This window comes from Streptomyces sp. NPDC002754 (assembly GCF_053592315.1).
Map to the genome: position 1 here is coordinate 58,196 of NZ_JBSFVM010000008.1, position 13,371 is coordinate 71,566.

Here is a 13,371-nt window from a genome sequence, read left to right on the forward strand (position 1 = left end):
AGAGCCGTGCCCCTCCGGCAACTTTCTTGCCTCAGAGGCAAAAACCCGCACCAAGGCAGAAGCCCCCGAAGCCACCCGCCGCCGCAGCGGCCTCAGCACCCTCAGCGATTCGCCACCGCCTGCTTGATCAGCGTCTTACTGAAGTCCCACATCAGTCCGCCCCCACTGTGCGCGTCATCCATGACCGCCGTGAACGCCTCGACGAACCGTTCCACGTCGTCCTCGTTCACCATCAGCGGCGGGATCAGTTTGATGACTTCGAGGTGGTCGCCGGAGACCTGGGTCAGGATCCGGTGCTTCTGCAGCAGCGGCACCACGACCATCTGCGCGAACAGGCCCTTGCGCGCGGCCTGCAGCATCGTCCAACGGCTGCGCAGTTTCAGGGACTTGGGGCGGCCGAACTCGATGCCGATCATCAGGCCGCGCCCACGGACGTCGCTCAGCAGCTCGTAGCGGTCCACCAGCGCGCCGAGCCGGGCCATCAACAGGTCGCCCATCGCCCGAGCGTTCGCGACGGTCTCCTCGTCCTCCATGACGGACAGGACGGCAAGGCCCGCCGCCATCGCCTGCGCGTTGGAGCCGAAGCTCGCCGAGTGGACGAGGACCCGGTCCATGGACGAGTAGACCTTCTTGAAGATCCAGTCCTTGCCGAGTGTCGCGCCGACCGGCACGTACCCGCCCGACAGCGCCTTCGCGACGCACACCAGGTCGGGTTCGACGCCCTCCTCGTGCTGGTAGGCGTAGAAGTCGCCGGTGCGGCCGAGGCCGGTCTGCACCTCGTCCGCGATCAGCAGCGCCTTGTGCGCCCGCAGCAGCTCCTGCGCGGACCGCAGATAGCCGGGCGGCGCCTCGTGCACGCCCTTGCCCTGGATCGGTTCGACGATGAGCCCGGCGACGTCGCCCTTCTTCAACTCCCTTGCCAGCGCGTCGAGATCGCCGAGCGGCACCGGGGTGTCGGGCAGCAGCGGGGCGAAGCCGTCGCGGAAGCCGTCCTCCCCGTTCACCGACAGCGACCCGGTCGTCAGGCCGTGGAAGGCGTGCGCGCAGTACAGGATTCGCGGCTTGCCGGTCGCGTACCGCGCGAACTTCAGCGCCGTCTCCACCGCCTCCGTACCGCTGTTGCCGAAGAACACCCGGTCCAGGTGCGGGCTGTGCGTCAGCAGTTTCTCGGCGAGCAGGCCCGGCAGCGGCTGGCAGTCGAAGCGGGTCAGGTCGGCGAGCGAGGCGTCGAGGACGTCGTGCAGTGCCTTGCGTACGACGGGGTGGTGCCGGCCGAGGCCCATGACACCGAATCCGGCGAGCATGTCCAGGTAGTCGTTGCCGTCCGCGTCCCAGAAGTGCGCGCCCTCGGCCCGCTCGTAGACCTTGTCGAAGCCGATGGTGTGGAGCATCTTCGGCAGCTGGTGGTTGAGGTACTTGGCGTGCAGCTCGTACCGTTCGGCGCCGCGCTCGGCGAGCAGCGTGCCGAGGTCGAACTCCTTGCTCATGCGTTGATCTCCCTACCGGCGCTCATACCTTGCTCTCCGTTGCTCTCCTTGCCCGCGGTGAGATTCAAGCTGGTGCTGATCCGGCCCGCGATCTCCACAGGTGTCAAGCCGATGTCGGCGAGCACCTCGCCTCGTTTGGCGTGTGCCAGGAACTGCTCGGGGATGCCGAACCTCCGTACGGGTACGTCGACTTCGGCCTCGCCGAGCGCGAGCGCGACGGCCGAGCCGACGCCCGCCGCCTTGCTGTTGTCCTCGACGACGGCGACCAGTTCGTGCGCGGCGGCCAGCGGCGCGAGGTCGGGGTCGACGGGCTTGACCCAACGCGGGTCCACGACCGTGCAGTTGATGCCGCGCGCCTCCAGCAGTTCGGCGGTCTGCAGGCACACCGGCGTCATGACACCGACCGACACAAGGAGCACGCGCGGCTCCTCGGCCCGGCGCAGTACGTCGATGCCGCCGACCCGGTCGACCGCGGCGATCGGCGCGCCCACCGACTCCTTGGGGAACCGCAGCATGGTCGGCGCGTCGTCCACGGCGACCGCTTCCCGCAGCTGGGCCCGGAGTTGGTCGGCGTCGCGCGGCGCAGCGATCCGCAGGCCCGGCACGACCTGGAGCACGGACATGTCCCACATGCCGTTGTGGGAGGGCCCGTCGGCGCCGGTGACCCCGGCCCGGTCGAGCACGAAGGTGACCCCGCACTTGTGCAGTGCGACGTCCATCAGGAGCTGGTCGAAGGCCCGGTTGAGGAAGGTCGCGTACACCGCAACGACTGGGTGCAGTCCACCCGTTGCAAGTCCCGCGGCCGACACGGCGGCGTGCTGTTCGGCGATCCCGACGTCCCACACCCGCTCGGGGAACTCCTGCGCGAACTTCGTGAGCCCCACCGGGTGCAGCATCGCGGCGGTGATCGCGACGACGTCCTCGCGTTCGCGCCCGATCGCCGCGATCTCGTCCCCGAACACCGAGGTCCAGGAAGGCCCGTTGGAGGGTGCGAGCGGCTCGCAGGTCAGCGGGTCCATCACGCCGACCGTGTGAAAGCGGTCGGCCTCGTCGGCGAGCGCCGGCTCGTAGCCGCGCCCCTTCTCGGTGAGGCAGTGCACAAGTACCGGTCCGTGGAAGCGTTTTGCTCGCCGCAGGGCGGATTCGACGGCGCCCATGTCATGGCCGTCGATGGGGCCCACGTACTTCAGGCCCAGGTCCTCGAACATGCCCTGCGGCGCGAACGCGTCCTTGAAGCCCTTCTTCGCGCCGTGCAGCGACTCGTAGACCGTGTGCCCGACCACGGGGGTCTTCAGCAGCACATCCTTGCCCCAGGCCAGCACCTGCTCGTACGAGTCCGTGGTGCGCAGCGTCGCCAGGTGGTTGGCGAGGCCGCCGATCGTGGGCGCGTACGAACGCTCGTTGTCGTTGACGACGATGATCAGCGGCCGGTCCTTCGCGGCCGCGATGTTGTTCAGGGCCTCCCAGGCCATGCCGCCGGTCAGCGCGCCGTCGCCGATGACGGCGACGACGTGCCCGCTCTCCCGCTGCACCTGACGCGCCTTGGCGAGGCCGTCGGCCCAGCCGAGCGCCGTGGAGGCGTGCGAGTTCTCCACGATGTCGTGCTCGGACTCCTCACGTGAGGGATAGCCGGACAGGCCGCCCTTGCCGCGCAGCTTGGAGAAGTCCTGGCGGCCCGTCAGAAGCTTGTGCACGTAGCTCTGGTGGCCGGTGTCCCACACGAGGCGGTCGACCGGCGATTCGAAGACCCGGTGCAGCGCGATGGACAGTTCCACCACTCCCAGGTTCGGTCCGAGGTGTCCCCCCGTCCTCGCGACCGCGTGAATCAGGAACTCCCTGACCTCGTGGGCCAGTTCGGCGATCTCCTCCTCGCTCAGTGCCTTCAGGTCGCGCGGCCCTCGGATGCTTTCCAGAATCGTCACGCTCGAGCCCCCTTCCCGTCCGTCGTTAAGAACTCAAGCGACGGTGACGTCGGGAACCCCCGACGCGGCGCCGTCCTTCTCCATCTGTTCGGCGATCTTCATCGCCTCGTCGATCAGCGTCTCGACGATCTTCGATTCGGGGACGGTCTTGATGACCTCGCCCTTGACGAAGATCTGGCCCTTGCCGTTGCCGGACGCGACACCGAGGTCCGCCTCGCGCGCCTCTCCCGGACCGTTGACCACACACCCCATGACGGCGACCCGCAGCGGCACTTCCATGCCGTCGAGCCCGGCGCTCACCTCGTCGGCGAGCTTGTAGACGTCCACCTGCGCACGCCCGCAGGACGGGCACGACACGATCTCCAGGCGCCGCTCCCTGAGGCCGAGCGACTCCAGGATCTGGATGCCGACCTTGCACTCCTCTGCGGGCGGCGCGGACAGTGACACCCGGATGGTGTCGCCGATGCCCTCGGAGAGCAGCGCACCGAAGGCCACGGCGGACTTGATGGTCCCCTGGAAGGCGGGCCCTGCCTCGGTGACACCCAGGTGCAGCGGATAGTCGCAGGCGGCGGCGAGCTGCCGGTACGCGTTGACCATCACCACCGGGTCGTTGTGCTTCACCGAGATCTTGATGTCCCGGAAGCCGTGCTCCTCGAAGAGCGAGGCCTCCCACAGTGCGCTCTCCGCCAGGGCTTCCGGTGTCGCCTTGCCGTACTTCTGGAGCAGTCGCCTGTCCAGCGAGCCGGCGTTGACCCCGATGCGGATCGGTGTGCCGGCGTCCGACGCCGCCCGCGCGATCTGCTTCACCTTGTCGTCGAACTGCTTGATGTTGCCCGGGTTCACGCGCACCGCCGCGCACCCCGCGTCGATGGCGGCGAACACGTACTTCGGCTGGAAGTGGATGTCCGCGATCACGGGGATCTGCGATTTGCGCGCGATGGTCGCGAGCGCGTCCGCGTCGTCCTGCGTCGGACAGGCCACGCGCACGATCTGGCAGCCGGAGGCGGTCAGTTCGGCGATCTGCTGGAGCGTCGCGCCGATGTCCGACGTGCGGGTCGTGGTCATCGACTGCACGGATACGGGTGCCCCGCCGCCCACGGCCACCGGTCCGACCTGGATCTGACGGCTGACTCGCCGTTCAGCGATGGGTCGGACCGGTACCTCGGGGAGGCCCAGTGAGACGGGCTCTCCGTTCATGACGCGCTCACCCACGGTTCCCGGCGACGGTCTCGGACATGGCGCGGATGGACTCCTTCAGCGACCCCATGGTGGCGAGCACGGCGGTCGGCTCGTAGCCGCAGTGCGCCATGCAGTTGTCGCAGCGCGCGTCCTTGCCGCGGCCGTACGCGTCCCAGTCCGTCTCCTCGATGAGCTTCTTGTACGTCGTCACATACCCGTCGGCCATCAGATAGCAGGGCTTCTGCCAGCCGAAGAGCGAGTAGTTGGGGATGGCCCACGCGGTGCACGGGAAGTCGACCTTGCCCTCGAGGAAGTCGAGGAACAGGGGCGAGTGGTTGAGCCGCCACCGGCGCCGGTTGCCGCCCGCGAAGGCCTTCTTGAACAGCTCGCGGGTCTGCGTGACGCCGAGGAAGTGGTCCTGGTCGGGCGCCTTCTCGTAAGCGTACGCGGGCGAGATCATCATCTCGTCGACCGCGAGGTCGTCGTTGAGGTAGTTGAGCACCTCGATGATGTTCTGCGGGGTGTCCGTGTTGAAGAACGTCGAGTTCGTGGTGACACGGAAGCCGCGCCGCTTGGCCTCCTTGATCGCCTCGATCGCCTCGTCGAAGACACCTTCCTTGGCGACGGACTCGTCGTGCCGCTCCCGCATGCCGTCGATGTGCACGGTGAAGGCGAAGAACGGGGACGGCGTGAACTTGTCCATCTTCTTGCGCATCAGCAGCGCGTTGGTGCACAGGAAGACGTACTTCTTCTTGGCCACCAACTGGCGCACGATCTCATCGATCTGAGGGTGCATCAGCGGTTCGCCGCCGGCGATGGAGACCATCGGGGCGCCCGATTCGAGGACGGCGCCGACGGCCTGCGCGACGGGCATGCGCTGCTTCAGCACCCCGGCCGGGTGCTGAATCTTTCCGCATCCCTCGCACGCGAGGTTGCAGGCGTAGAGCGGCTCCAATTCGACGATGAGCGGAAACTTGTCCCGCCGGCGGATCTTCTGTTCAGCGAGATATGTCGCAACCTTGATGGATTGACGAAGCGGCATGGCCATCTGGGCTCACCTCCGAGGGAGCAGCAACGAACGGTGCCATTCAAAAAAGGCGGGTAGGACGGCACGAAGGACACGGAAAGCCGATAGTCCACCGCGAACGGTGCCGATCCTGACGAGTTCATGTTCTGGAGCGTCCACGACCACCCGGACGGCGGCAACCGGACGCCTTCCGGCCACACCGGCCGCCCGCAGGGTCGCGGCCGACTCCATGTCCACGGCGATCGCGCCGGTGCTGAGCAGGTCGGCGCGCTCGTGACCGCGCACCACGTGGTCCGAGCCGGTCAGCGGCCCGGTGTGCACGGTCTTGCCGGGCACGGCCCTGACCAACTCCTTGACCAGGAGTTCCGTGCCCGTGCACGGCGTGCTGCCGTGCCCGTCACGGGTCTCCTCGGCCACGACCAGGTCACCGGGGTGCATTCCGGGCGCGAGCCCGGCGCAGAACCCGGTGGCCACGACGGCGGCGTCGCGCAGCACCGCGTCACCGAGGGCGCGGGCCACCGCGCTTTCGGCGGCCTTGGGCCCCATGCCCGTACGCAGCACGGTCACGGGGCTCGTGGCCCCGGCCCGGCTGCCGCTGCGCAGCGCGAGGTGCTCGATGCCGAGCGCACAGGCGACCAGCAGCGGCGCGGCCTGCGGCGACCGGTCCGTCGGCGATGCGGTCATCAGCTCCCCTTGGCGGCGGCGCCCAATCCACTGAACGGCTCGCCGTTGACGTACCGGCCGAGCGCGGTCAGCGGGAACACCTGCCGATACAGGTGGTAGTTGATCGAGAAGTCCCAGGGGAAGCCGGTCCCGGTGAAGAACGGCTCGTCCCAGGTGCCGTCCTCGGTCTGGGTGTCGGCGAGGTACGTGACGCCGCGCTCGACGGCCTTCGACTCCCGTTCGCCGGCCGCGAGCAGCGCGAGCAGCGCCCAGCCGGTCTGCGAGGCGGTCGAGGCGCCGTGCCCCTTCCAGTCCTCGTAGCGGTACGAGCGCAGGTCCTCGCCCCAGCCGCCGTCCTCGTTCTGGACGGACTCCAGCCAGCTGACGGCCCGTCTGACCGCGGGGTGCGAGGCGGGCAGCCCCGCCGCGATCAGGGCGGGCACCACGGACCCGGTGCCGTAGACGTAGTTGACGCCCCAGCGGCCGAACCACGCGCCGTTTCCCTCCTGTTCGGCGAGCAGCCACTCGATGCCGCGCCGGGTGCGCGGGTCGCGTGTATGGCCCTCGATGGCGAGCATCTCGACGACGTGCCCGGTGACGTCGGCGGACGGCGGGTCGATGACCTCGCCGAAGTCGCAGAACGGCAGCCGGTTGGGGAACGGGCTGGTGTTGTCGACGTCGAAGGCGCCCCATGCGCCGTTCTTCGACTGCATCCCGAGGTTCCAGCGCACGCCGCGCTCGATGGCCTTCTCGAGGCGCGCCTTGTCGGGGTGGGCCACGCGGCGCAACGCGAGCACGACCTCGGCGGTGTCGTCGATGTCGGGGTAGTTGTCGTTGTCGAACTCGAACGCCCAGCCGCCGGGCTCCAGTTGGGGCTTGCGTACGGACCAGTCGCCGGGCCGGTCGATCTGCTCGGTGATCATCCACTCGGCGGCCCGGACGAGCGCCGGGTGGTCGGCGGGCAGGCCCGCGTCGGCGAGCGCGATGGTCGCCAGGCACGTGTCCCACACCGGCGACTGGCAGGCCTCGATCATCCGGGCCCCGTCCTCGCGCCACACGACGAACCGGTCGAGGGACGCCAACCCGGCTTTGAGGACCGGGTGTTCGAGGTCGTAGCCGAGCAGGTGGAGCGCGATGACGGAGTAGACGGCGGGCGGCTGGATACCGCCCCAGCAGCCGTCGTTCTCCTGGCGCTCGATGATCCAGCGGGCCGCGGCGTTGACGGCCGCTTTGCGCAGCCGCTTCGGGGCCACCTTGTGGTAGCCGTGCATGATCTTGTCGAGCCGCTGGAACGCGCCGTCCCAACTCGCCACCGGGGCAAGGGGCTTGGCGGGGTTCGGGTCGCGGGCGTCGGTGTGCAGCTCGTCCAGCGGGAACGGTGCGGGGCGCACCGGGCGCTTCGCGGAGACCACGGTGAGCGGCACGATCGTCTGCCGGGCCCAGCAGCCGAAGTCGTAGATGTTCAGCGGCATCCACTTGGGGAAGTAGATGAGCTCCGGCGGGAGTTCGGGGAGGTCGTCCCACTTCCACCAGCCGAACAGAGCCAGCCAGATCCGCGTGAACACACGGGACTCGGCGATGCCGCCGCGCTCGCGTACCCACGCGGAGGCCTTGGCCATGTGCGGGTCGTCCGGGGAGTCACCGGCAAGGCGCAGCGCGACGTACGCCTCGATGGTGGTGGACAGTTCGCCCGGCCCTCCGTAGAAGGTGGCCCAAGTGCCGTCCTCGCGCTGCTCGCCGCGGATGAACAGGGCGGCGGCGTCGGTGGTCGCCTTGTCCCTGATACCGAGGAACTGGCGCAGCAACAGGTCTTCGGCGTCCATCGTCACGTTGGTGTCGAGGTCGCCCTTCCACCAGCCCCGGTCGTCCTGCCGCGCGAGCAGGAAGTCCGTGGCACGCTGTATGGCTCGTCCTGCGGCGACTTGGGTCCCGGCCGCCGCGGGGGTTGTGTCGGTCAGTTGGGCAGTGGTGGCCGAGGTCGTCTGCGGTGCCGTGGCTCCGGAGCTTCCGTCGGTCGTCGCTGTCATGGCTATCCCTTCATGCAGTGGTTCTGATGCTGGGTAACCGTCGGCCGGAGCCCTGGCGGGACACCGGCCGGCGACTGCGAGTCATATGCGGCCGATAGTGATCATCTCTTTCGTACGACAACGAAGTCGGCGAGCGCCACGAACTGGGCGCGCACCGTGGCTGACATCTGGACGGAGTCCAGGGCTTCGAGGGCGACGGCGTACTGGCGCCGCGCTTCTTCGGCGGTCCACTCGCGCCCGCCGGCCTCCTCGATGAGGGCGGCGCGGGCGGCGAAGTCCGCCTCGGTGAAGGTGTCGAAGTCAACGTCCTTGGCGTCGGCGGCGAGGAGCTCGCCGAGCTGCTCGGAGGCCGGGCCCCCTGCGCCGAGGGCGGCGACGACCGGGAGGGACTTCTTGCGCTGGCGCAGGTCGCTCCAGGTCTGCTTGCCGGTCGACTCGGGGTCGCCCCAGATGCCGAGCAGGTCGTCGACGGCCTGGAAGGCGAGGCCCAGGTGGTAGCCGTACTTCTCCAGGGCGTCGGCTGTCGCGTCGTCGGCGCCGCCGAGGACGGCGCCGATGGAGGAGGCGCAGGCGAGCAGTGCGCCCGTCTTGTTGCCCTCCATCTCCAGGCACTCGACGACGCTGACGCGCTCGCGGTGCTCGAAGCCGATGTCCTGCGCCTGGCCGTCGATGAGGGCGCGGGTCGCGGTGGTCAGGCGGCGCGTGGCGCGGCCGGCGTCGACGGTCTCCAGCTCCAGGATGACCTCGTTGGCCAGCGCGAAGAGGGCGTCGCCGACGAGGATGGCCTGGGCGGGGCCGTGCACCTTCCACACGGTGTCGCGGTGGCGGCGCTGCTCGTCGCCGTCCATCAGGTCGTCGTGCAGCAGCGAGAAGTTGTGGACGAGCTCGACCGCGACGGCGCCCGGCACGCCGACCTCCGGGTCGGCGCCCGCGGCCTGCGCGGACAGCACGGCCAGAGCGGGGCGCACGGCCTTGCCGCCGTCACCGTCGGCCGGGTTGCCCGCGGCGTCGATCCAGCCGAAGTGGTAGGCGGCGACGGTGTCCATCGGTGCTGCCAGGCGGTCCACCGCCGCCTTCAGCACGGGGGTGGCCAGGGTTCGGCCGCGCTCCAAAAGCGCGGTCACGTCCACCGCGTCGGCAGCCTCTGGGGCCGAGGGCACAGGTGGCACAGTCTCTCCTTGTGTTACCGGATTCACCGTTGTCGGCGTTGTCGGCATCTCCACCGACGGAAGTTCGCTGGTCACGTCAACCGTGGGAAGTTCGTACGTCACGCTGCCTCCCGGTACAGGTGGCCGCGGGGGCGGCCGAGCGCGGCGAGCGCCGCGTCGGCGGCACTGGTGCCGCTGCGGACAGCGCCTTCCATGGTCGCGGGCCACCCGGTGGCGGTCCACGCGCCGGCCAGGTACAGGCCGGGGGCATTGGTGCGGGCCGTGGGCCGCAGCGCGCCGACCCCGGGGGCCGGCGCGAAGGTCGCCGACCGTTCCCGGGTGACGAAGAAGTCGTGGATGGTGGCACCGCGCGCGGCGGGCAGCAGCCGCTCCAGCTCCGGCAGGTACCGCTCGCGCAGGGTGGCGACCGGCGCGTCGATGTCATCCTGCGCGGCCGACTGGGAGACGGCGAGGTACTGGGCGCCCGGCAGCGTACGGGCCAGGCCTGAGGCGTCCGTACGGTCGAAGACCCATTGGACGGGCGAGCCGAGCGCGGTGAAGAAGGGCTGCTTGAGGACCTTGCGGCCGTAGACGACGTGCAGGTTGAGGATCGGCGCGGTGCCGATGTCGAGCAGCCGGCCCGCGTCGTCGAGGGCCCCCGCGGGCAGCAGGTCGTGCGCCTCGCGCTGCGGCACGGCGAGCACGACGGTGTCGGCGGCGAGAATCCGCCCGGAAGTATCCGGCCCTTCGGGAACCTCGACGGCCCAACGACCGTTGTCCGTACGGGAGATGGAGGTGACGCGTGTACGGAGTTCGGTGCGTACGCCCGCGGAGTCGAGCGCCTTGCGGGCGAGAGTGTCGTGGAGTTCACCGAGGGGCACCTTGGCCCACCCGATGTCGGCGGCGCCGGGCTCGGACAGCAGCCCGGTCTTGAAGACCATGGCGGCAAGGCCCAGCGAGGACTCGCCCGCCACTGCGTTCAGCGTCGCGACGCCGACGAGGTCCCACAGCGCCTCGATGGCCCGCTGCGTCTGACCGTGCTCGGCCAGCCAGGAGCCGAAGTCCCGCTTGTCGAGCGCCGGATCGGTGGGATCGAGGCCCTTGAGGGCGAGCGCGGCCCGGCCGACGGCGGCACGCTCGGCGAGCGACAGGTGCGGGTACGTGGCGAGGCTCTTGGCCAGGTGCAGCGGCACGGGCAGCGCGGTGCGCCGCAGTCGGCCGAGGCGATTCTTCTCGGCGTCCAGTACGGGTACGTCGAGTCGTTCCTGCAGGGGCGCGAGCGAGGTGGCGTCGACGCGGTCGAGGAACCAGCGGTAGGCGGTGCAGCAGCGCAGGTACACGTGCTGGCCGTTGTCGATGGTGAGGTCGCCGCGCTTGAAGGAGAACGCGAGGCCGCCGAGCCGCGGGCGCCCTTCGAGGAGGGTGACGTCCATGCCGCCGTCGGCGAGGGCGAGCGCGGAGGTGACTCCCGCGAGCCCACCGCCGACGACCACCGCGGTGGGCCGCGCGCGGTTCCCGGCGGCCTCCGCCTCGCGCACGTCGCCGGCCGTGGTCCCCTCGCTCATGCGCCCTCCCCCTGGGTGGTGCCTTCGGTGGTGCGTACGGCCTGCGTGGGGCCGGGTTCGACGGGTGTGGCGAACAGGCGACCGACCGTTGCATGCAGGGACGCGGCGTCGCGGCGGAGGGTTGCCCGCCGCTTGGTTCTCGCCATGTCACCCTGGCCCGCGGTGTCCATCAGGCGCGCCTCCTGGTGGTGCCGCGGGTGGCGCCGCGCACGACGGTGCGGGTGTCGAGGCCGGACAGGCCGCGTACGGCGACGTACGCCTTCTCGTGTCCGGGCAGCGAGACCCGGCCGCGCAGCACGGCCTCGGGGTCGCGCTCGATGCGGTCGAGCAGCCGGCGGTAGATGCCGGCCATGGCGGCGACGCAGGCGCCGGAGCGCCGGTCGAGCATGGGCAGGAGGCGGTAGCCCTCGGCGAACAGGGCGCGGGCGCGCCGCACTTCGAAGTGCACGAGCCCGGCGAAGTCCGAGCCCGCCGGGGGCACGGGTCCGTGGAACCCGGCGGAGCAGCCGAACTTCGCGAGGTCGTCGGCGGGCAGATAGGTGCGCCCGTCCTCGGCGTCCTCGCGCACGTCCCGGAGGATGTTGGTGAGTTGCAGCGCGAGACCGAGCGTGTCGGCGAGCTCCGGCGCACGCTCGACGCCGCGCGCCCCCGGTTCCGTGCCGAACACGCCCAGCGAGACCCGCCCGATGGCGCCCGCGACGCACCGGCAGTAGACCTTCAGGTCGTCCCAGGTCTCGTAGGTCTCGCCGCGCAGGTCCATCAGGACGCCGTCGATCAGCTCGTCGAGCCCGTCGAGCGGGATCGGGAAGCGGCTCGCGGCGTCGGCGAGGGCGACGGCCACCGGGTCGGTGTCGTCCTCCTCGACCTTGCCGTCCTGGACCCGGGCCAGCAGTGACCTGGTCTCGTCGAGCCGGTGCGCCTTGATGTCGGGTTCGAGGCCGCCGTCGCCGATGTCGTCGACGCGGCGCGAGAACGCGTACAGGGCCGACATGGCGCGCCGCTTCGAGGTCGGCAGCAGCCGGATCCCGTAGGCGAAGTTGCGGGCCTGCTGGCCGGTGACGGTCTCGCAGTAGCTGTATGCGGCGAGCACCGGCGCCGACACGGTCTGGTCTGACTCCACGGTCTTGCTCACCCCTCTCCTCGCAGAGTCGCTCCCACCTCGCGCAGCAATCGCGCTTTGGTGGGTTTGGGTGGTCCCGGAAGTACGTCGTACGAAACGACGGTGATCGCGTGGACCGCCGCTTTCCCCCCTGCCACGAACCCTGCCAGCAGCAGCTTCAATCTGCCGTGGACGCTACCCACCAGGGGGGTGCCTTCATTCAGCAGCTTCAGGGCGCGTTCGGCCTCGTACGCGACCAGCGCGCGCACCGATGCGCCCGCGGTCGGCGCGGCGAGATCGCTCTCGTCGACGTGGAACTTCTTCAGGTCTTCGGCCGGCAGGTAGATCCGGTCCCGGTCCAGGTCCTCGGCCACGTCCTGGAGGTGCTCGACGATCTGGAGCGCGGTGCAGACCGCGTCCGAGAGGCGGATGCGCTCGGGGGTCGCGGTGCCGGTGATCGCGAGGACGAGGCGGCCGACGGGGTTGGCGGACAGCTCGCAGTAGGCCAGCAGGTCGTCGTACGTCTCGTAGCGCGTGACCAGCTGGTCCTGGCGGTTCGCGGCGACGAGGCCGAGGAACGGCTCGGGGGTCAGCGAGCGGCGGCGGACGGTGGGCTGCAGCGCCTTGAGGAGTGGGTGTCGGGGCGTGCCGTCGAAGACCTGCCGCAGGTCGGCCTCGAACGCGTCCAGCATCGCGACGCGGTCGTGCGCCCGATCGGGTGACACGCCCAGGAAGCGGGCGTCCGCACCCCCGGGGGCGAGGTCGCCGTCACCGATGTCGTCGACGAGGCGTGCGAAGCCGTACACGGCCATCAGGTCGTCGCGCCAGGCGCGCGGCAGGAAGAAGGGTGCCACCGGGAAATTCTCCTCGGCGGCTTTGTCGAGGGTGGCGCTCACCGGGCTCACTGTGTCGTCAGGGCTCTCGGGGCGCACTCGGGCGTGCGCGCTCACCGGTTGCGGCCCACTTCCCCCAGGACGGCGAAAGCCCCGTGGAGCTGGAGAGTTTCCATAGCCATTGCCGTCACAACTCCCGTTCTACACTGCGGACCCAATGCATCTCATTTCGGACACGCCGCTTGACCGGCCGCGCGGCCGCCCAGCCCCACAGGGGCCGGGATGTCGCGTCTTATCGCCCCACATGCCGCGATTGAGGCCGGTACAGCTTACGTTGTACAACGCCCGCCCTCACGTCGGGGTGTTCTGCACATCACAACAACACACCGATTGACGCCAAGATTCCTTCAGGGCAAGGAAG

At 70.0% G+C, this 13,371-nt stretch carries 11 protein-coding genes; all 11 read right to left on the reverse strand.

Annotated elements, in window-relative coordinates; genetic code table 11:
• Positions 1–101: 101 nt before the first annotated feature.
• A complete protein-coding gene (locus tag ACWD2L_RS18965; RefSeq protein ID WP_351334761.1) occupies positions 102–1,487 on the reverse strand; it encodes an aspartate aminotransferase family protein in 1,386 nt (461 codons plus the stop codon).
• Positions 1,484–3,409: a 1-deoxy-D-xylulose-5-phosphate synthase gene (gene dxs, locus ACWD2L_RS18970; RefSeq protein ID WP_351334764.1), complete on the reverse strand. Its 1,926-nt coding sequence runs from the start codon at positions 3,407–3,409 to the stop codon at positions 1,484–1,486. Before dxs ends, ACWD2L_RS18965 begins: the two co-directional genes overlap by 4 nt.
• 33 nt (positions 3,410–3,442) lie before the next feature.
• A complete protein-coding gene (gene ispG / locus ACWD2L_RS18975; protein ID WP_351334767.1) occupies positions 3,443–4,606 on the reverse strand; it encodes a flavodoxin-dependent (E)-4-hydroxy-3-methylbut-2-enyl-diphosphate synthase in 1,164 nt (387 codons plus the stop codon).
• Positions 4,607–4,613: 7 nt separating this feature from the next.
• A complete protein-coding gene (hpnH, locus tag ACWD2L_RS18980; protein WP_351334769.1) occupies positions 4,614–5,636 on the reverse strand; it encodes an adenosyl-hopene transferase HpnH in 1,023 nt (340 codons plus the stop codon).
• A 6-nt stretch (positions 5,637–5,642) separates the two neighbouring features.
• Complete coding sequence (locus tag ACWD2L_RS18985) at positions 5,643–6,299, reverse strand: phosphorylase family protein (RefSeq protein ID WP_351334772.1); 657 nt, start codon at positions 6,297–6,299, stop codon at positions 5,643–5,645.
• On the reverse strand, positions 6,299–8,305 hold the full coding sequence (shc, locus tag ACWD2L_RS18990) for a squalene--hopene cyclase (protein WP_351334774.1): 2,007 nt from the start codon (positions 8,303–8,305) through the stop codon (positions 6,299–6,301). The genes ACWD2L_RS18985 and shc overlap by 1 nt, the downstream gene beginning before the upstream one ends.
• 101 nt (positions 8,306–8,406) lie before the next feature.
• A complete protein-coding gene (locus ACWD2L_RS18995) occupies positions 8,407–9,474 on the reverse strand; it encodes a polyprenyl synthetase family protein (protein ID WP_351334777.1) in 1,068 nt (355 codons plus the stop codon).
• Between the two features lie 98 nt (positions 9,475–9,572).
• Positions 9,573–11,018 (reverse strand): hydroxysqualene dehydroxylase HpnE, encoded by a 1,446-nt coding sequence (gene hpnE, locus ACWD2L_RS19000; RefSeq protein WP_351334780.1) that lies wholly within the window; start codon positions 11,016–11,018, stop codon positions 9,573–9,575.
• The gene (locus tag ACWD2L_RS19005) at positions 11,015–11,188 is read right to left on the reverse strand and encodes a DUF6380 family protein (protein WP_451190229.1); all 174 of its coding nucleotides are present in this window, start codon (positions 11,186–11,188) and stop codon (positions 11,015–11,017) included. Before ACWD2L_RS19005 ends, hpnE begins: the two co-directional genes overlap by 4 nt.
• Complete coding sequence (gene hpnD / locus ACWD2L_RS19010; protein ID WP_351334783.1) at positions 11,188–12,150, reverse strand: presqualene diphosphate synthase HpnD; 963 nt, start codon at positions 12,148–12,150, stop codon at positions 11,188–11,190. Before hpnD ends, ACWD2L_RS19005 begins: the two co-directional genes overlap by 1 nt.
• Entirely contained in the window at positions 12,147–13,022 is an 876-nt protein-coding gene (gene hpnC / locus ACWD2L_RS19015; RefSeq protein WP_451190347.1) for a squalene synthase HpnC, read from the reverse strand. Before hpnC ends, hpnD begins: the two co-directional genes overlap by 4 nt.
• Positions 13,023–13,371 lie beyond the last annotated feature (349 nt).

What these genes read in the sequence shown, in the direction of transcription:
- hpnE (WP_351334780.1), bottom strand. Translation starts at nt 11,018, where the DNA reads ATGAGCGAGGGGACCACGGCCGGCGACGTGCGCGAGGCGGAGGCCGCC.
- hpnH (WP_351334769.1), bottom strand. Translation starts at nt 5,636, where the DNA reads ATGGCCATGCCGCTTCGTCAATCCATCAAGGTTGCGACATATCTCGCT.
- ACWD2L_RS19005 (WP_451190229.1), bottom strand. Translation starts at nt 11,188, where the DNA reads ATGGACACCGCGGGCCAGGGTGACATGGCGAGAACCAAGCGGCGGGCA.
- shc (WP_351334774.1), bottom strand. Translation starts at nt 8,305, where the DNA reads ATGACAGCGACGACCGACGGAAGCTCCGGAGCCACGGCACCGCAGACG.
- ACWD2L_RS18985 (WP_351334772.1), bottom strand. Translation starts at nt 6,299, where the DNA reads ATGACCGCATCGCCGACGGACCGGTCGCCGCAGGCCGCGCCGCTGCTG.
- ACWD2L_RS18965 (WP_351334761.1), bottom strand. Translation starts at nt 1,487, where the DNA reads ATGAGCAAGGAGTTCGACCTCGGCACGCTGCTCGCCGAGCGCGGCGCC.
- ispG (WP_351334767.1), bottom strand. Translation starts at nt 4,606, where the DNA reads ATGAACGGAGAGCCCGTCTCACTGGGCCTCCCCGAGGTACCGGTCCGA.